Genomic DNA, 18,632 nt, shown 5'->3' on the forward strand with positions numbered 1-18,632 from the left:
CAAAATCTTGGCCCGTTCTATCGGCCTGCGCCTCGAAAAAATCAAACGAAATTGATTCACCGATCAATGAGCTATAGGAATGGATCATGAGTGTCCAACGCCGCCTTTTGCCCAACATAAGCGCCCTTGCCGCCTTCGAGGCTGTGGCCCGGCTGGGCAGTTTCACCGCCGCCGCCCAGGAACTCGATCTGACCCAGGGCGCGGTCAGTCGGCAGGTCAGGCTTCTTGAAGATCAATTCGGCCGCCGGCTGTTCGAACGCGACAGCCGCAATGTCAGGCTGTCGACATCGGGCGAAATCTACGCCGAGGCGGTGCGTTCGGCACTTGGGCAATTGCGTGATGCAGCCCTTGGATTGATGAGCAATCGGCATAGTGGCATCCTGAACCTTGCCATTCTGCCGACCTTCGGCACGCGCTGGCTGATGCCGATGATCCCCGATTTCGTCGAAAACAATCCCGATATCACCATCAATTTCGTCACCCGCATCGGCCGCTTCGACTTCGCCAGGGAGAGGCTGGATGCCGCCATCCACTATGGCCTGCCGGACTGGCCTGAGGCCGACTCGACACTGTTGGTGCGCGAAACGGTGGCGCCGGTCGTGTCGCCCGAATTCCTCGCCGGCCGCGCCATCGCCACACCGGCCGATATCGGCCGGTTGCCGCTGCTGCATATGGCGACGCGCCCTGGCGCGTGGACGGAATGGTTCGAGCATCAGGGCCTGAGCGCACCGACGGGGCCCGGCATGCAGTTCGAGCAGTTCGGCACCGCCGCCCAGGCCTGCATGGCGGGGCTCGGTGTGGCGCTGCTACCGCTGATCCTCATTGCAGGCGAATTGCAGCGCGGCCAATTGGTGCCGGCGCCAGGCCAGCCCATGCAAAGCCGCACCGCCTACTATCTCGTCGTCCCACACGACAAGCGCGGCCATCCGCCAGTCGCCAGTTTTCGCGACTGGCTGCTGGGCCAGGTCGAGAAGGAGCCGGCCGTTCTGGCGTGGTAACTACTTCCGCTTCAGCGCATCCGCCAGCGCCGCGCCGAACGCGCCTTGCTGTGCCGGCCGCTCCGGCTGGCGCTGAGGCGCCGGCGAACGCGGTGCCGGCCTGCCGCCTCCGGTATCGCGCGGCCCACCTTTCGACGCGCCCCCTTCGCCACCATCCTTGCGCATGGATAGCGCGATGCGCTTGCGCTTGATGTCGACATCAACGACGCGCACCTTCACCACATCGCCGGCCTTGACCACCTCGTGCGCGTCCTTGATGAACCGGTCGGCCAGCTGAGAGACATGCACCAGCCCGTCCTGATGGACACCGATGTCGACGAAGGCGCCGAAGGCGGCGACATTGGTGACGGTGCCTTCCAGCAGCATGCCGGGCTTCAGATCCTTGATATCGTCGATGCCGTCGGCAAACGTCGCCGTCTTGAAGCCCGGACGTGGGTCGCGGCCCGGCTTTTCCAGCTCTGCCAGGATATCGCGTACCGTTGGCAGGCCGAAACGCTCATCGACGAAAACGCGCGGATCGAGCGCCTTGAGTGCTGCACTGTCGCCCATCAACGACCGCACATCGCGCCCGCAGGCGGCGACGATCTTCTTGGCCACGCCATAGGCCTCCGGATGCACCGACGAGGCATCGAGCGGCTCGCTGCCATTGGCAATGCGCAGGAAGCCGGCGGATTGTTCGAATGCGCGAGGTCCGAGCCGCGGCACCTTGAGCAGGTCTTTGCGGCTGGCGAAGGGGCCGGTCGCATCGCGATGCGCGACGATCGCGTCGGCCAGAGACGCGCCGAGACCTGAAACGCGCGCCAGCAGCGGCGCCGAGGCGGTGTTGAGATCGACGCCGACGGCGTTGACCGCGTCTTCCACCACCGCTTCCAGCGAGCGGCCGAGACGGTACTGGTCGACATCATGCTGGTACTGGCCGACGCCGATCGATTTGGGCTCGATCTTGACCAATTCGGCCAGCGGATCCTGCAGCCGCCGGGCAATCGACACAGCGCCGCGCAACGACACGTCGAGGCCAGGGAATTCCGCCGCCGCCGTCGCCGATGCCGAATAGACCGAGGCGCCGGCCTCGCTGACGATCACCTTCAGCGGCTTCGGCCCACCATCCGCCGGCATGTCGGACAGCATGTCGGCGACCAGCCTTTCCGTCTCGCGGCTACCAGTGCCGTTGCCGATCGAAATCAGCTCGACCTTGTGCAAGCGGATGAGCTTGGCGAGTTCCGCCTGCGTGCCACGCACATCGTTCCTGGGCGGAAATGGATAGACCGTCGTTGTTGTCAGCACCTTGCCGGTGCCGTCGACCACCGCCACCTTGACGCCGGTGCGGATGCCGGGGTCGAGCCCCATCGTCGCGCGCGAACCGGCGGGAGCGGCTAGCAGCAAATCCTTGAGGTTTCGGGCAAAGACGTGGATCGCTTCCTCTTCTGCCCGCTCGCGCAGGTCGCGCATCAAATCGAGTGTCAGGTGTAGTGACAGTTTTATGCGCCAGGTCCAGCCGGCGACGTCCATCAGCCAGCGGTCGCCGGGCAGGCTGCCGCCGATGGCATAGGCATTGGCGATCATCCGCTCGACCGGCTTCACCGGCGAGGTGTCATCGGCATCGACCTCGATGTCGAGCGACAGCACTTCCTCGTTGCGGCCGCGCAGCATCGCCAGCGCGCGGTGGCTCGGCACATTTGTCCAGCGCTCGACATGGTCGAAATAATCGGAGAACTTCGCGCCGGCCTCCTGCTTGCCGTCGACCACCCTGGCCCGCATGAAGGCGCGCTCCTTCATGTAGCTGCGCAATTTTCCGACCAGATCGGCATTCTCGGCGAATTGTTCCGACAGGATGTCGCGCGCCCCTTCGAGCGCCGCCTTGGTATCGGCCACCTCTTCGCTGACATAGGCCAGCGCCAGTTCGGCAGGCACCAATGAGCGGTTCGCCAAGATGGCCTCGGCCAGCGGCCCCAGCCCGCGTTCCCTGGCGATCTCGGCCTTGGTCCGGCGCTTGGGCTTGTAGGGCAGGTAGATATCTTCCAGCTCAGCCTTGGTGGTGGCGGCGACGATCTTGCCTTCAAGCTCCTCGGTCAGCTTACCCTGTTCGCGGATCGAGCCAAGGATGGTGTCGCGGCGCGCGTCGAGCTCGCGCAGATAGGCAAGCCGTTCGGCAAGATTGCGCAATTGCGTGTCGTCCAGGCCGCCGGTGACTTCCTTGCGGTAGCGCGCCACGAACGGCACTGTCGCGCCCTCATCGAGCAGTTCGATCGCCGCGGCCGCCTGTTCGGGCCGCGCGCTGATCTCGGCCGCGATGATGGCTGCGATGCGCTTGATGTCGGATGCCATGTCGTTCCTGCTCTCATCCAAAGAGCGGCGACCATAGGCGCAGACGTCCGGCCCGCCAACCGCCGCGCTTCGATCAGCCCGGCGGGTCCACAGGAAAGCGTGCGCTAATGTGACGGCTCGGGCCCGGTCTAGACCATGCGGCTGAGCGCCTCGAAGAAGGCGACGATCTCGACATCGAGCGGATCGTCGACCGGCTCGGGCTGCGACGACATCTTGGCGATCACCACTTCGGTCCTTGGATCGACATACAGCCACTGACCATGGATGCCGATGCCGCAATAGGCGCCGCTCGGCAAACCGGTCTGGTACCATTTGTTGCGGTAACGGCCTTTGGGAAACAGCGGCAGCATCGCGCCGCGCTGCCAGGCGTCCGCACTGCCGCCAGTGCTGGTCGTGTCGCGTACCCACACCTCGGGCACGATGCGGCGGCCATTGGCCACCCCGCCTTGCCGCATCATCTCGCCAACACGCGCCAAGTCGCGCGGCGTCACCGAAATGCCGCCGGCAGTGCGCGCCGTGCCCTCCATGTCGACGCCGATCGAGGCTTCGCTGACAGCGCCGAGCGGCAGCCACAGCTTCTCGCGCATCAGGTCGCTGAACCGCTGGCCCGACGCGCGCTCGAGCAGCAGGCCGAGCAGGTCGGAATTCGGCGAGCGGTAGCGGAAGGTCTGGCCATGCGGCTCTGCAAGGCGTTGCAAGGTCAAAATGAATTCGCGCAGGCTCTCCGTGCCGCCGCCCGGATTCCACAGCGTGGCGCGACGATAGCGGGCGAAAGCGCTCTCCGGATCGAGATAGGCCTCCTCGAAATCGAGGCTGACGCTCATGTCGAGCACATGCCGCACGCTCGCATCGCCATAGGCAGAGCCGGCGGCTTCAGGGATGTAGGCCGTCACCGGCGCTTCCGGGTCGAACACCCCCTCGCCTTGCAATATGCCGGCGATGATGGCTGTCACCGACTTGCTGATCGAGAAGATGATGTGGCGGGCGCCGAAATCCATATGCGGGGCGAACCAGTCGCCGACGATCTTGCCGCCTTTCATCACCGTCAGTGCGTCGGTGCTCGAACGTGCGAGAAATTCAGCCACCGTCTCCGGTGTGCCGGCGATCACGACCTTTTCGCCGAGTAGGCCGCCCATATCGCGCACGGGGGTTTCGACAACGCCCGACGCCGCCGCCACGCGGGCGGTCGGCACCAGTTCGCCGAGATTCTGGAACGACCACCGATTGAACGGGTTCTCGCGCCAGTTGGCGAGCACCACCTGGTTGCGCCGGAAGCCATAGCGGGTCTCGAACACGGTCTTGCCGGTCATGGCGTTTCCTTCCGGGTCGTTTCTTCTTTGTGGGGCTCAGCGAAGTGCCGTGGCGATAGCGTGCACGGCCTTCAGCGTCGCTATGGAATAGGCACCATTGGCGAAATCCGGCCAGGTCGAAAGCTTCACCACGACCATTCCGGTGTTCCAGTCGATATGGATCATCTGACCGAACACGCCGCGGCACATCAGTGCGCGCGAGCGCGGGTCCTCGATCCAGAACTGGTTGCGATAGCTGCCCTCCGGCAGACTGGGGCTGAAGTCAGGCCCATGCCTGCCGTTGCGTGTTGCCTCGATCCAGTCGGCCGGCACGACGCTGCCACCATTGTCGAGGATCATCTGGCCGAAGCGGCCATAGTCGCGCAGCGTCGCGTTGAAGCCGCCATCCGCCACCGCATAGCCGGCGCTATCGACCGTGAAGCAGGCGCTTTCATCAGCGCCGAGCTTTTGCCAGAGTTCTTCCGAAACCAGCTGCGGAAGCCGTTTGCCCGTCACCCGTTCCATGATGAAGGCAAGCACGTCGGTCTCGATCGAGCGGTATTCGAATTGGGCACCATGCGGGCGGATCGTTTCCTTCAAGCCCAGGATCAGCTCGAACATGTGCGATGGCCAGCGAAAGGCCGGATCGCTGCCCGGCGGCACCGGCTTCCAGCCGGTGGCGACATCGACCTGGCCAATGTCCGAATAGCGGTCGGTGTATTCCTCGGAGAAGCGGACGCCGCTGGTCATGTCCAGCACATGCTGCACACTGGCGCCGGCCCAGCCGGTAACGCCGAGCTCCGGCAGGTAGTCCGTTACCGGTCTGGCCGGATCGATCAGGCCGCGCCCAACCAGTATGCCGAACACCGAACCGGTAAGGGACTTCGCCATTGACTGCGACAGGTGCAGCGTGCGCTCATCCATGCCGTTGAAGTAGCGCTCATAGGCGACCTTGCCGTCCTTGAGCACCAGGAAGCCGTCCGTATAGGTCTCGTCGAGCAGCCCGGCGAGCGTCGTCGGCGCGCCTGTGCTGTCCTCGACCGTCAGCCCGTCGAGATCGGCCTCGGCGCGTTCGAAGCGGTGGCGATGGCCATTGCCGCGCCAGACTTCGGCGGTCGGCAGAATTTCACGGATGTTCTGGAACGCCCAGCGGTTCCACGGCGGCCGGTCCCAGTCGAGCTTCGGCGGTACCATGGCGGGCGGCGAGCCCTGCATGATCGGCGGCCGCGGATCGGAATTGCGATAGGAGTCCATGACGGCCGAGTCCTTTGAACATGAAAACGGACCCGGCGGCGTGTGCCGCCGGGCCCGTCGAACCCAGTTTATTTCTGCAACTCGGTCCAGATCTTGGTGTAAATTTCCTGGGTCTCCGGCGAGCACATCTGCTGCAGCTCGCCACGTGGCTTGTCCGCGGCCGGAATGATGACTTCGGGCGCGTCCTTCATGTCGGCCGGCATGTACTTGTCCGAGCCGGTGATGGCATTGGCGTAGCGATGGAAGGCCGAGAGACCTGCCGCGTTTTCCGGGTCCATGATGAAGTTCTGGAAAAGCTTGGCGTTCTCGACGTTCTTGGCTTCCTTAAGAACGACGACGTTGTCGCTCCACAGGCCGAAGCCTTCTTTCGGATAGTTGTAGTGGATGGCCGGGTTGGCCAGCCGCTGGCGCAGCGCCGAGCCGTTCCAATCGCTGGTCGCCTTGAAGTCGCCGGCGCCCATCTTCTCGATGGTGTTGTATTCCATCGCGATCCAGTTCGGCTTGGCCGCCACCAACAGGTCGCGCACCTTCTTCAGCACCGCCTTGTCGTCGGTGCATTGCTGGCCGCCGACATACTTGATCGCGGCGAACATCACATCGCCCATCTCCGGAACGACATTGACCTTGCCCTTGAGCTCGTCAGGCGTGTTGAAGATGATACCCCAGCTATCGGCCGGCCCCTTGTAGGCATCGGTGTTGACGACCACGCCGATCGTGCCCCACGCCCATGGAACACTGTATTTGCGACCCGGATCGAAATCGGGATTGGCCCATTCCGGCGCCACGTTCTTGAAGTTTTCCATCTTGCCAGGATCGGTCTCCTGGATGAGGCCTTCCTTGATCCAGATCGGCACGTAGGTCTGCGACGGCACCGCAATGTCGAAGCCGGTGCCTCCCTGGCGAACCTTGGCCAGCGCGGTGTCGTTGGAATCGTAGTCGGTGATGGTCACTTTGACGTTGTATTTGGCCTCGAACTTCTTGATCACGTCGGGGCTGGTGTAGTTGCCCCAATTGTAGATGTTGAGCACGCCGTCGGCGCGGGCCAGGCCCGTCGAGGCGAGCAACGCCAACCCCATGGCGGTTGCTGTTGTCTTCCAGTTCATGGTTTTAACTCCCATTTTTCGGTTCAGTCTCGTTTCCTGCTGACGAAGAAAAACAACGTGACGATCGCGACCGAAAGCAGCAGGAAGGCGGTCGATATCGCGTTGATCTCGGGTGTGATGCCGCGGCGGATCTGGCCGAGCATGTAGGTGGGCAGCGTGTCCTGGCCGCCTGATTTGACGAACTCGGTGATGACGACGTCGTCGAGCGAGATGACGAAGGCCAGCATCAGCCCGGCCAGGATGCCAGGCCACAGAAGCGGCAGCGTGATGCGCCGGAAAGCCTTCCAGGGCGTCGCGTAGAGGTCGGCTGCGGCACGCTCCAGCGTCAGGTCCATATTCTCAAGCCGCGCCCGGATCGGCAAATAGGCAAAGGGAATGCAGAACGCCGTGTGCGCGGCGACCAGATAGCCGATGCCGGAATAGCCGGTGAAGATCTTGATGCGCGAGAAGAAGATCAGCAGCGCCACGCCGGTGACGATCTCGGGCACCATCAGCGGCTGGTTGATCGCCGCATATTTGAAGGTGAGGCCGGGATAGGGCGCGGTGCGGGTGGTGGCGAGCGCCGCCATGGTGGCAAAGATCGTGGAGAGCACCGCCGCGATGGAGCCAATCTGGAAGGAACGCAGCGTGGCATCGACGACCTGCGTGTTCTGCCATGCCGACTGAAACCATTTCAGCGAAAAGCCGCCCCATTCGGAGGTCGAGCTCGCCGCGTTGAAGGCATAGATGACCAGCACGATGATCGGCAGATACAGCACGATAAAGCAGGTTGCGGCGATCGCGGTGAATCCTGGCTGGTGCTTGATGGAAAAGTTCTTAGCCATGACGCACCCCCGATCTTCCGGCATTGCGCACATAGGCAAGCAGCGCCACCATGACGATGATCATGACGGCGATCGACAGCGCCGAGCCGAGTGGCCAGTTGCGACCCTGCCCGAACTGCAATTCGATCAGGTTGGACAGCATCATGTTCTTGCCGCCGCCAAGAACGCTCGGTGTCACATAGGCGCCAAGTGCTGGAATGAAGACCAGTATGGAGCCGGCGATGACACCCGGCTTGACCAGCGGAAAGATGATCCGCCGCAGCACCTGGAAGCGCGACGCGTAAAGGTCGTACCCCGCCTCGACCAACCGGAAATCGAGCTTTTCCATGCTGGCATAGATCGGCAGCACCATCAGCGGCAGGTAGACATAGGCCATGCCGATCAGGATCGCCGTGTCGGTGTAGAGTATCTGGATGGGCGCCGAGATGATGCCGAGCTTGAGCAGGATCGTGTTGATGATGCCTTCGTTGCGGATGATCTGCAGCACCGCGAAGGTGCGGATCAGGAGGTTGGTCCAGAACGGAATGGTGATCAGGAACAGCCAGAGATCGCGGGTCTTTTCGCTGCGCGTCGCCATGAAATAGGCGGTCGGGAAACCAAGCACCAAAGTGGCGATCGTCGTCACCACCGAGAGCTTGATCGAGCGCAGGAAGATGGTGACGTGGGCGGCGGCGATCGAAAGCGTGTCGTCGAAGATATCGCGTTCCAGAAACACCGATATCCAGGCTTCCGGCGAGAACTGCCACTTCACGTCGCCATAGGAGCCTGGCGTCAGGAACGAGTAGACGAGCACGATCAGCAAGGGGCCGGTCGCGGCGAGGAAAATGACCAGCAGCGCTGGCGCTGACAAAAGCCAGCGGTCACGGACATCGCGCCGCTCCGCTGCCTTGGCGACTTCTTCCGCGGTCGCCATCGTCAGTCCTTCAGGACCTGAGCGGCATCGCTGCCGATGAGGATGCCGACTGCGTCGCCCTTCTCGAAACCGCAGCCCGCGCTGCGCGTGTTCTGCTGGCGTACGGTGAAGAGTTCGCCACTGTCGAGATGAACATGGATGTGGGTGTCGGTGCCGAAATAGACGATGTTTTCGACCGTCCCCGACAGTTCGCCCTTGGCCTTGGTCAGCTTGGCGTGTTCGGGCCGAACCACCACCGTGGCGTTGGGTTTGGGCTGGAAACTCTGGGCCACGGTCGCCTCGATGGTCGCACCGGATTTGAGCGTGGCGCGCGCCTTGCCGTTGGCCATCTCGCTGATGGCGGCGGTGAGGAAGTTGGTTTCACCGATGAAGTCGGCGACGAAGCGCTCCGCCGGCTTGTCGTAGATATCCCAGGGCGAACCGACCTGCAGGATCTTGCCCGATGACATCACCGCGATGCGGTCTGACATGGTCAGCGCTTCTTCCTGGTCGTGGGTGACGAAGATGAAGGTGATACCGGTCTCGTGCTGCAGCCGTTTCAACTCGATCTGCATCTCCTTGCGCAGCTTGTAGTCAAGCGCCGACAGCGGCTCATCGAGCAAAAGCACCTTCGGCTGCGGCGCCAAAGCGCGGGCCAAAGCCACGCGCTGCTGCTGGCCGCCGGAGATCTGGCTGGTGCGACGACCAGCGAGTGCCTCCATCTTGACCAGCTTCAGCATCTCGGCGACGCGCGCCTTGATCTCCGCCTTCGGCTTGCCCAGCATTTCCAGGCCAAAGCCGATATTGTCGGCGACCGTCATGTGCGGGAACAGCGCATAGGACTGGAAAACGGTGTTAACCGGCCGCTTGAAGGGCGGCAGCGGCGCGATGTCCTGGCCGTAGAGCAGGATTTCACCGGCGGTTGGAAAGTCGAAGCCGGCGATCAGCCTGAGCAACGTCGTCTTGCCGCAGCCGGATGGCCCCAGCAACGTGAAGAATTCGTTCTCCCGGATAGATACCGAGACCGTGTCGAGGGCAGCTACCTGCCCCTCACCTGATCCGAAAATTTTGCTGACGTTTACTACTTCAATCGCATTCCGATCCGGTTTGTCCGGCACGATTACGCCTCACTGTTGACCCCGCTCTTGCTGGCGGAGCTCTTCCCCTGTTCGATGTGACCACATGGCCGGTGGGTTGGCAAGCCCGGCATTGGGTCACAGTTCAATCAGTCATTGAGGCCTGCAAGCCCCATGCCATAGTCAGGCCTGATAGGTGACCTTGCCGCCGCAAATCGTCGTCACCGGCCGCACCTTGTGCAGGTCGGCCGGGGCGGTGTTCTCGATATCCATCGACAAAACCACCAGATCGGCCATGTAGCCTGACTTCAGCGTGCCCTTGCGGTGCTGGGCGAATTCGGCGTAGGCGCCCTCGATCGTGTAACCGGCGATCGCTTCATGCAGTGAGAAACTCTGGTCCGGGTCGCTTTCTGCCCACGGTTTGCGCAACACTGCCGCCTGAATGCCCAGGATCGGATCGATCGGCGACACCGGCCAATCGGATGCGAAGACGACATGCGCGCCGGCATCCTTCAAGGTCCGCCAGGCATAGCTCAGCGGCCAGCGCGCCGGCCCGATGCGCGATACCGTCGGCTCCAGCGGAAAATCCATTGCGCCGGGCGGATGCGGCGGTTGCATGGAGGCAATGACGCCGAGTTCGGCGAAACGCGGCACATCAGCGGTGGTGGTGACCTCGATGTGCTCGACGCGGTGACGGCTGTCGCGCTTGCCGTTCGCCTTCTGCGCCGCCTCATAACCGTCGAGCACCGCGCGCACCGCGCCGTCGCCGATCGAGTGCACGGCGATCTGCAACCCGCGTCTGTCGACCGCGACGGCTAGATCGATGAATTGTTGCGGCGTGAACAGCGGCTCGCCAACCCAGTCCGGGCGGTCGGCATAGGGCTCGACCATGACAGCTGTCCAGGAATCGAGAACGCCGTCGTAGAACACCTTGACCATGCCCGACGACAGCCATTCGCTGTTGTAGCGTTCGGCCATATCGGACGCCTTGTCGAGCATGTCGAGCGTCATGAAATTCTTGTAGTGGAACGGGATCTTGACGCGGCAGGGCAAACCTTCCTCGGCGTCGATCTCGGCCAGCAGCTCAAGTTGATAGAGATTGCCGTCCATGTTCTGGATCGAGGTGATGCCGTGGCGGGCGCACCAGGCGAGCCCGCGCCGCATGATGTCGCGGTCGGCGTCCCGCTCGGCCGTCGTCGGCATCGGGTCCGGCTCGCCGCCGGTCGACAGCCCCAGCCGCACCCGGCCTTCGCCGGCAAGGTCGAGCACCGGGCCAAAGGCCTCGCCTTCGCGCAATTCACCCGCGGCCAGTCCGTCGTCGCCCATGACGATCTCATTGCCAGGGCCGAGCGTGCGCCCCTGCAGGATGCCGGCCATTTCCAGCGCCTTGGTGTTGGCCCACATGGTGTGATGGTCGGGCGCCGCCATGCAGAACGGTCGATCGGGCAAAATGGCGTCGAGGTGATGGCGCGTCACGCGCTCGCTGCCGAGCACGGTGTAGTCGACGCCTTGGCCGACCAGCATCGTCGCGTCGGGCCGGGTCGGCGCATAGCCGCGGATCGCCTTCTGCAGCGCCTCGAAGCCATGAATACCGGTGAGTTGAAGGTGGGCAAGTTCAGCCCCGCCCGAAAACAGATGCATATGGGCTTCGATGAACCCCGGGACCACCGAACCGCCCTTGGCGTCGATCACCTTGGTGGCCGGTCCCTTGAACTCTTCGATGGAGGCGCGGCTGCCGATGGCGATGATGGCGCCGTCCTTGACGGCGACGGCCTCGGCGGCGGGATTGTCGTCGTCCATGGTCCGTACACGACCGTTGATGACGATCAGATCCGCATTGTGACCCGCACCTGTGACAGACATCGCGACTCCGCGCTTTTGACGACTGACTGGGACCGACAACCCCTCATGTCCAACGACCTGCCACTCCACCGGAGCGGCGCCATGGGACGAAAAAGAATGCCAGCGCGCTGTCTTGGAAATTCCCCTTGTCATCCCAAGAGGCAGCGTGGATAAAGAATGCGACTGATTATTCGCGTTTGTCAACATACCGAATCTGGAATGTATTGTGGACAGCAAGCTCCCACCATGTTGAGACCAGGCGGGGAACGAGGACATCGGACAGTGAAGCGCAGTCTCGACCGCAAAACCAGGATAGCGCTCGAACCGCGCAAACAGCCGCGGCAACAACGTTCCAGCAAGGTGGTCGACCGGATTCTCGACGCAGCGCTGGTTTTGACGCGCGAGCAAGGAACCAAGACGCCGACGACGCTCGCCATTGCGCAGCGCGCAGGCTTGTCAGTTGGTTCGATCTACCAATACTTTCCCAACAAGGAAGCCATTCTTCTGGACCTCGCCCGGCGCTGGCTGTCATCCTTTCCCGAGGTGATCGCCAAGCGTATCAAGGTCGCCCCGCCCACCAATCGTGAAGAGTTTCGGCAGGAAGTGCGCAGGCTCTTCACCGACACGTCCAGGCTCTACCTGGAAAACGCCACCCTGATGCCGGTGATCGAGGCCATTTCAGGCAACGCGGACCTCAGGCCGATCCAGAACGAATATGACGACCAGATCATCGCCCTCTACGCCGCATGGCTGCAGCATGTGAACCCGGCACTTGAAGACAAGATCGCCAGCCGGCTCGGTGTGCTGATGATGGAGGTCGGACACGTTTGCCGGCTTGTGGGGCTGAAAAAGGATCGCAGGACGTTCGACCTCATCGAGGACGATGTGGAAACCATGTGGCTCGCTCTGGTGAGCCCTTATCTCAATCTTGAATCTTGACTGATTTCACACTTCGAGAGGAATTTATGAAGACTGTTTTCTCCCCCCTGCACGCCGGCCATGCCGGCCAAATGGAACTGGTCACATCGGCCATCGTGCCGGGCTTCGAAAAGCCATCCAGGGCCGAATTCATCAAGGCACAGGTCGAAAGCGAGAAACTGGGTCCCATCATCGCGCCGCACGAACATGACCTCGCCGCCGCCAAGCGTATCCACAAATCAGACTATATCGACTTCCTCCCGACGGTCTGGCCGCAATGGCTGGAAGCAGGCCTCACGGGCACGGCGATGCCCTTCACCTGGCCGACGCGCGGCCTGCGCGGCGACGTGCCGCCAAAGCGCGTCGACGCGCTGCTGGGCTATTATTCCTTCGATGCCGGCGCCACCTTCGTCGAAGGTACCTGGGCGGCGATCAAGTCTTCCTACGATGTGGCGCTGTCCGCCGCCGGCCTGGTCAAAGGCGGCGAGGCTTCCGCCTTCGCGCTCTGCCGTCCGCCCGGCCACCATGCCGGGGCCGGCTTCATGGGCGGCTATTGCTACATCAACAACGCCGCCGTCGCCGCGCAATGGTTCCGCGACCAGGGCGCCAAACGCATCTCGATCCTCGATGTCGATTATCACCACGGCAACGGCACGCAGGAGATCTTCTACGACCGTGCCGACGTCCAGGTGCTCAATCTGCATGGCGATCCGATGGTCGAGTACCCGTTCTTCCTCGGCCATGCCGACGAACGCGGAGAAGGCGAAGGCGAAGGCTTCAACATCAACTATCCAATGCCCTTCGGCACCGACTGGGATGCATGGAACGCCTCGCTCGAGGATGCCTGCGCCAGGCTCACCGCTTATGCACCGGATGTCGTCATCGTCTCTCTGGGTGTCGATACGTTCGAGAAGGACCCGATCAGCCAATTCAAGCTGAAGACATCGGATTATCCCAAGATCGGCCGCCGCATCGCCAGGCTCGGCCTGCCGACGCTGTTCGTCATGGAAGGCGGCTATGCCGTCGAGGAGATCGGCATCAACGCGGTCGGCGTGCTGACCGGGTTCGAGGATCGGTAAATGCCTATCGTCCAGGAGCATCTAGCGATTTTGGGACAACGACAGGCATAAGCAAAGGACCACCGGGACCGGGCGGCAACATCGCCCGGCTCCCACTATCGGGCCAAGGCACCAGCCTTCGGCACAGCAACCGGCGCGCCCGTCTGTCAATGCTCCCGAGCCCGGCGAAATCGACCTGCCGCCGAGATGGCCGGCGAAGATTTTCGCGTCCCGGTCTTCTGTCCGAGGCGCGAAAACCGAGCTCTGAGTCGCACCTGAGTCCACCGGATTCGATTTTGTCAAATCGCGTTTGATGTCAGATTCAACTGCGGGTAGATTAGACCCGAATCAGCCGGTCCTTGGGGGGCGCGGCGACCACCCAAAGTCTCTTGTTCCGGAGCTTTTCCGGCACCAGACGCGGACGGCTTCGCGTTCCCTGAATGGATTCGGATCTGGTTGGTGCAGCCCTGCGCCACGCGTGTGTCTTCGTCAAAGTAATGCGTATTCGGGTTCGGCGGCTGGCTTCCAGCATCCGGACAGCAGAAACGATTCCGGCCAAAAGCAACAAGAATGAGCAGTCCCGCCGCACTTCTTCAATCCGACACATTGGGCTCGCGCCTGACGTCGCGCGGCGATCTCACCAGTTTTTTCATGCAACTGACCGCCGAGATCGGCGCCGACAGCTACATGTTGGTCGCCATCGTCCACGACCAGGACCGCAACGATGCGCGCATCGTCTCCTCCAACTGGATTTTCGATGCCATCGAGCTGATCGGCAAGCGGCTGATCGCCGGGCTCGCGCAAGGCGCGCTCACCGTCGCGCCAGGTATCCGTCCACAGCCGCTGGTGGCATCCCGGGCACCAGAAACAGACGGATTGATCACCGGCGAGGAAGCCCGCCTTCTCGACGTGCTCGGCCATGCCGAAATCTATTCGCTGCGCCTCAATGTCGGTCGCCAGCGCCTGTTCGCCCTGTTCTCTGCGGCGACCGCCGGCAGCATCGACCAGCCGGCGCTGATGCGGGCGCAGCTGAAATGCTGCTACGCGCTCTCGCACATCCCGCAACTGATTGCCGCTGCCGCCATGCAGGATCCGTTGTCGGATCGCGAGCGCGAATGCCTGTTTTGGGTTTCCGAAGGCAAGACCACCGACGAGGTCGCCGTCATCCTTGGCGTCTCCTCCAACACCGTCAACAGCTACATCACCCACGCCATCCAGAAATTCGCGGCCAGCAACCGCGCGATGGCCATCGCCACGGCGATCAGGAGCGGCATCATTTGAAACACGCCGATATCAAGGAAACGGCCGAAGCCCTTTTCAACGAGCAGCGCAACCCGTTCGGAGCCTTCACCCTTGGCTCCGAAACCCATCACGCGGTCACCATTCCCGATGCCGTGCGCCGCTGCCGCTGGATCGCCGTTGACATGAATGCCTCGGCTTTCGGCCTCTTCTTCGTAAGCCCCTCGCCCGAGCGGGCGCGGCTAGTCCCATGCTTTGATTCCGACTATCCCGGCATTGCCGTGGCGACCAAGTTCATCTCAGGCGCCAACGGCGAGGAGATCGTGCGCCACACCCGCATCTCGACCGAACCGCGCTGGTGGACGGATGACGGCGTCCCTGCCATGGCGGAGCTGTTTGGCGATCTCGCCTGGACCGAGCAGATGGCGGCGCTGGTGCCCGGAACCAGCGGCATCGCTTTTCCTGTTCACGCCGACCGCGGCCAATGCGGTCTTGTCGTGTTCCTGGGCTCGGAGATGACCTTGCAGCAGGATGCGCTCTACGAAATACACGCCCGCTGCTTTTCGCTGTTCGCCGCCGTCGCCCGCATCCGTCCGGGCGATACCGGCCGCATGCGCGCAATCTCCAAGCGCGAACTCGAATGCCTGAAGCTGACCGCCAACGGCAACACCAGCGAAGAGATCGCGCGGCTCCTGAAGCTATCGGTGCACACCGCCAACCAGTATCTGACCCAATCGACCCAGAAGCTCAACGCCGTCAATCGCAACCAGGCCGTTGCCAAGGCGCTGCGGCTGGGCTTGATCGAATAGGGGAATTCGACAGCGCTTCGAAAGGCGACCGACGGTCAGCGATAGGCGAGCGGCTCGACCTTGCGGATACGCGCCTCTTCGATCACCGCCTCGAGCAGCGCCGTATTGTGCTCCGGGTCTTCGCCCGGCTTCTCGAACGACACGTAGTTGACCGCCACCGATGCGCCGAGCTCGCTCAGCGTCAGCTGGAAATAGACGGTGACGCCGGGCGGCCTCAGTTCCAGATCGAGCACGATGCGCGGGCTGCCGCTCCAGTCGACATGCGCCTCGCCGCCATGGCCGAGCCGCAGAGTGCCCGGCATGAAGAACAACTCGACCGCTGAATCGACGAGGTCCGACAGGCACGCGAAATGCTCCAGCCGGATAAAGGCGATGTAGTCGGCGACATCGATCAGCCTGAGTTCCCCCACCACCTGCTCGATGGCGCTGGCGACGATGATCTCGCGGGATTTTGCGTGCGGTTGCCGGTTCATGAAATCTGTCTGCGCTCAGCCTTTTTCGAGTAGACGATCCGCACCAGTTCGGCGACGGCCTGGTAGAATTGTGATGGGATTACACTATCGACCGAAACTTGCTTGTACATGGAGCGGGCGAGCGCCACGTCCTCGAAGACCGGGATGTTGTGTTCCCGCGCGATCTCTCGGATTTTCAGCGCCACCAGATCCTGGCCCTTGGCCAGCACCATGGGTGCCGAGTCCTCGTCGCGCACATATTTCAGCGCGATCGAGAAGTGCGTTGGGTTGGCGATGATCAGCGTCGCGCGCGGCACCGCCGTCATCATCCGCTTGCGCGCCCGGTCGCGCGCCAGCGAGCGCAGCCGCGACTTGACGATCGGGTCGCCCTCGGACTGTTTGAACTCGTCCTTGACCTCCTGCTTGCTCATGCGCAGATCCTGCTTCCAGTGGAAGCGCGACCAGACGATGTCGATTGCCGCGATCAGCCCCATGACGAAGACGATCGCCACCAGGATGTCGACGGCGATGCCGCGGATGACGAGACCGAAGGCGACCGGATTGGTGATCATCCCGGCGAGCAGCTTTCGGTGGTCTTCCGACAGCGTGAAGCTCAGCACGACGATGGCAAACCCGACCTTGCCGAGTGACTTCAGGAACTCGACCCAACCCTGGATTCCGAACAGCCTGTTCCACCCCTTGGCGATCGAAATGCGCGAGAGTTGCGGCCGGACCCGCTCGCCTACGAATTGCGGCATGTTCTGGAACACCGAGGCGCCGACGCCGGCGACGGTCAGCAGCACCATCAGGCTCAGGACGGCGCGGCCAACCTCGAGGAGGACGATTTTGTAGAGCGCGATGACGTCGGTCTCCGTGTCCATCGGCCAGGCTTCCGGCTTCTCCAGGAACATCGACAGGAACATGCCGAGATCAATGATCGCATCCTTGGCGTAGAAGACGGTGAACACCAGTATGGCAACGAACGAGGCAAAGAGCGCTGTCTCCCGCGAATGGGGCAGTTTGCCCTGTTCGACGGTGTCGCGGATCTTCTTTTCCGTCGCCTCTTCGGTTTTCGAATCCTTGTCGACCGCGTCAGCCATGGCGCGGTCTTAGGCGGCGTCTTGGGTCGAGGGTAGTTCGAAGGCGCCTTCGCGCGACAGCCGGATCGTCGTCGTAACGATCGTCTTGCGGGCCGCCGTGATGTCGGCGAGAGGGACCCCGTCCGAGCCCTGTCCGAGTTCGGCTTCGATCATGCGCCGCGAGCGGGCGCCGATGGCCGACAGCACCGATTCCGCGAGTGCGGCCGAAGTGCCGCGCAGGGCCAGCGTGACCAACTCCGTCGACAGCCCGTCGAACAGCAGCACCCGCGCTTTCTGAGTGAGCAGCGGCAAATCGTCGAAAGCAAACAGGCGGGCCCTCACACCGTCGAGATCAGGCGTGCCGGCGGCTTCCAGATCCTGCATGACCTCCTCGAGCAGCGGCTTGTCGAGTTCGTTGAGAACGCTGGCGACACGCGCCTGCCCGGCCGAGGTGTCCTTGGTCGAGGTTTCCGCCAGCACGCTGGTACGCAGCCGGTTTTCGACGATCCTGGCGGCAGCGTCGGGAACATTGGCCATCGTCACCATGCGCTTGATGATTTCTCCACGCATCGGCTTGGTCAGTGTCAGCAGCACGTTGGCCGCCACCTGCGGTGCCAGCTTCGACAACACCATGGCCGCCGTCTGCGGATGCTCACCGGCCAGGAAGGCACCAAGCCGCGCCGGCTCGAGCTTTTCGAGCTCGGGCCAGATCGGCGGCGGGCCTTCCGGTGCGACCTCGAATTTCTTGTCGCCCATGATCGCGCTCATCTCTTCGGGCGAGAGCGATTCGTTGAGGATGGTGTCCATCCTGTCGGCGGAATCAAGCAATCCCGCCCCTTCCGTGAACTCGGCCTCGAACTCGGCGACGATACGTTCGAGATCGCTTTGCGGAATCGTCCGCAGCAGGCGGGCGCCCTCGATCAGGGCCTTCAGTTCTTCCTGCTTGAAGAATTTCAGCAGGCGGCTGGCCGACGGCTTGCCCATCGCCACAAGTATGGCGGCCGCCTTCTGCGCGCGGGTCAAGGTCACCGGCGTCGTCATGCCACTCGCCTCCGCTGCCACCGGCAAGCCCCGCAAACCATGTCTAGGCGCCCTTCGTGCCGGCGATGATTTCGGTCAGCCTGATGCCGAAACGCGACGGATCGCTTTCCAGCACGGTGATCTCGCCGCGCGCGATCTTGCGGCCGTTGACCACGACGTCGACAGGTTCCCCGATGCGGCGATTGAGCGCCACGGTCGACCCTTTTTGCAGCGCCATCAGATCGGAGACCGGCATCTCCGTGCTGCCGAGGATGATCTGGACATCGACGGGGATGTTCATGATCACGCTCGAATTGGCTGATGAGGCCGCCCTGAACGCCGCATCGGGGCGCTGCTCCTCTTCATGCAGGACACCGCGCAACTCTTCGATGGCACGGTCGAGTTGCTCGTCCGGCTGGTCGAGGTCGGCTTCCGCCTTGGTTTTGGCCATGAT

17 protein-coding genes are annotated in these 18,632 nt (G+C 62.9%); 5 read left to right on the forward strand and 12 right to left on the reverse strand.

The window, feature by feature from the left end; all coding sequences use genetic code 11:
* Positions 1-86: 86 nt before the first annotated feature.
* Positions 87-998, forward strand: coding sequence for a LysR family transcriptional regulator (locus tag NKI69_RS23430; protein WP_023809978.1), 912 nt, complete (start codon positions 87-89; stop codon positions 996-998).
* Here NKI69_RS23430 and NKI69_RS23435 read toward each other — a convergent pair whose 3' ends face one another.
* From NKI69_RS23435 to NKI69_RS23470, 8 genes are all read right to left on the reverse strand, one after another.
* The gene (locus NKI69_RS23435; RefSeq protein ID WP_023809979.1) at positions 999-3,323 is read right to left on the reverse strand and encodes a Tex family protein; all 2,325 of its coding nucleotides are present in this window, start codon (positions 3,321-3,323) and stop codon (positions 999-1,001) included.
* Positions 3,324-3,451: 128 nt separating this feature from the next.
* Positions 3,452-4,633 carry a serine hydrolase domain-containing protein gene (locus tag NKI69_RS23440; protein ID WP_023809980.1) on the reverse strand — a complete coding sequence of 394 codons (1,182 nt, stop codon included), beginning with the start codon at positions 4,631-4,633 and terminating at the stop codon, positions 3,452-3,454.
* A 36-nt stretch (positions 4,634-4,669) separates the two neighbouring features.
* On the reverse strand, positions 4,670-5,866 hold the full coding sequence (locus NKI69_RS23445) for a serine hydrolase domain-containing protein (protein ID WP_023809981.1): 1,197 nt from the start codon (positions 5,864-5,866) through the stop codon (positions 4,670-4,672).
* Between the two features lie 68 nt (positions 5,867-5,934).
* Positions 5,935-6,969: an ABC transporter substrate-binding protein gene (locus NKI69_RS23450; protein ID WP_023809982.1), complete on the reverse strand. Its 1,035-nt coding sequence runs from the start codon at positions 6,967-6,969 to the stop codon at positions 5,935-5,937.
* Between the two features lie 23 nt (positions 6,970-6,992).
* Positions 6,993-7,793, reverse strand: a complete 801-nt coding sequence (locus NKI69_RS23455) for an ABC transporter permease (protein ID WP_023809983.1) — start codon at positions 7,791-7,793, stop codon at positions 6,993-6,995.
* Entirely contained in the window at positions 7,786-8,706 is a 921-nt protein-coding gene (locus tag NKI69_RS23460) for an ABC transporter permease (protein ID WP_023809984.1), read from the reverse strand. Before NKI69_RS23460 ends, NKI69_RS23455 begins: the two co-directional genes overlap by 8 nt.
* A gap of 2 nt (positions 8,707-8,708) precedes the next feature.
* Positions 8,709-9,803: an ABC transporter ATP-binding protein gene (locus NKI69_RS23465; RefSeq protein ID WP_023809985.1), complete on the reverse strand. Its 1,095-nt coding sequence runs from the start codon at positions 9,801-9,803 to the stop codon at positions 8,709-8,711.
* A 141-nt stretch (positions 9,804-9,944) separates the two neighbouring features.
* Positions 9,945-11,624 carry an amidohydrolase gene (locus tag NKI69_RS23470; protein ID WP_352722604.1) on the reverse strand — a complete coding sequence of 560 codons (1,680 nt, stop codon included), beginning with the start codon at positions 11,622-11,624 and terminating at the stop codon, positions 9,945-9,947.
* Between the two features lie 156 nt (positions 11,625-11,780).
* Here NKI69_RS23470 and NKI69_RS23475 point away from each other — a divergent pair, with 156 nt between their 5' ends.
* From NKI69_RS23475 to NKI69_RS23490, 4 genes are all read left to right on the forward strand, one after another.
* Positions 11,781-12,542, forward strand: coding sequence for a TetR/AcrR family transcriptional regulator (locus tag NKI69_RS23475; RefSeq protein WP_352722605.1), 762 nt, complete (start codon positions 11,781-11,783; stop codon positions 12,540-12,542).
* Between the two features lie 26 nt (positions 12,543-12,568).
* Positions 12,569-13,600 carry a histone deacetylase family protein gene (locus NKI69_RS23480; RefSeq protein ID WP_023809988.1) on the forward strand — a complete coding sequence of 344 codons (1,032 nt, stop codon included), beginning with the start codon at positions 12,569-12,571 and terminating at the stop codon, positions 13,598-13,600.
* A gap of 549 nt (positions 13,601-14,149) precedes the next feature.
* Positions 14,150-14,860 (forward strand): helix-turn-helix transcriptional regulator, encoded by a 711-nt coding sequence (locus NKI69_RS23485; RefSeq protein WP_128304928.1) that lies wholly within the window; start codon positions 14,150-14,152, stop codon positions 14,858-14,860.
* Positions 14,857-15,627, forward strand: a complete 771-nt coding sequence (locus NKI69_RS23490; protein ID WP_023809990.1) for a response regulator transcription factor — start codon at positions 14,857-14,859, stop codon at positions 15,625-15,627. Before NKI69_RS23485 ends, NKI69_RS23490 begins: the two co-directional genes overlap by 4 nt.
* 35 nt (positions 15,628-15,662) lie before the next feature.
* Here NKI69_RS23490 and NKI69_RS23495 read toward each other — a convergent pair whose 3' ends face one another.
* The 4 genes from NKI69_RS23495 to fliN are packed head-to-tail and all read right to left on the reverse strand — an operon-like array spanning position 15,663 to position 18,629.
* Positions 15,663-16,100: a BspJ family T4SS effector nucleomodulin gene (locus NKI69_RS23495; RefSeq protein ID WP_023809991.1), complete on the reverse strand. Its 438-nt coding sequence runs from the start codon at positions 16,098-16,100 to the stop codon at positions 15,663-15,665.
* Complete coding sequence (gene flhB, locus NKI69_RS23500) at positions 16,097-17,179, reverse strand: flagellar biosynthesis protein FlhB (protein WP_023809992.1); 1,083 nt, start codon at positions 17,177-17,179, stop codon at positions 16,097-16,099. Before flhB ends, NKI69_RS23495 begins: the two co-directional genes overlap by 4 nt.
* A 9-nt stretch (positions 17,180-17,188) precedes the next feature.
* Positions 17,189-18,199 carry a flagellar motor switch protein FliG gene (locus tag NKI69_RS23505; RefSeq protein ID WP_027038262.1) on the reverse strand — a complete coding sequence of 337 codons (1,011 nt, stop codon included), beginning with the start codon at positions 18,197-18,199 and terminating at the stop codon, positions 17,189-17,191.
* A 43-nt stretch (positions 18,200-18,242) separates the two neighbouring features.
* The gene (fliN, locus tag NKI69_RS23510) at positions 18,243-18,629 is read right to left on the reverse strand and encodes a flagellar motor switch protein FliN (protein WP_023809994.1); all 387 of its coding nucleotides are present in this window, start codon (positions 18,627-18,629) and stop codon (positions 18,243-18,245) included.
* Positions 18,630-18,632 lie beyond the last annotated feature (3 nt).

Source organism: Mesorhizobium sp. M0491, from assembly GCF_040321265.1.
Taxonomy (GTDB): Bacteria; Pseudomonadota; Alphaproteobacteria; order Rhizobiales; family Rhizobiaceae; genus Mesorhizobium.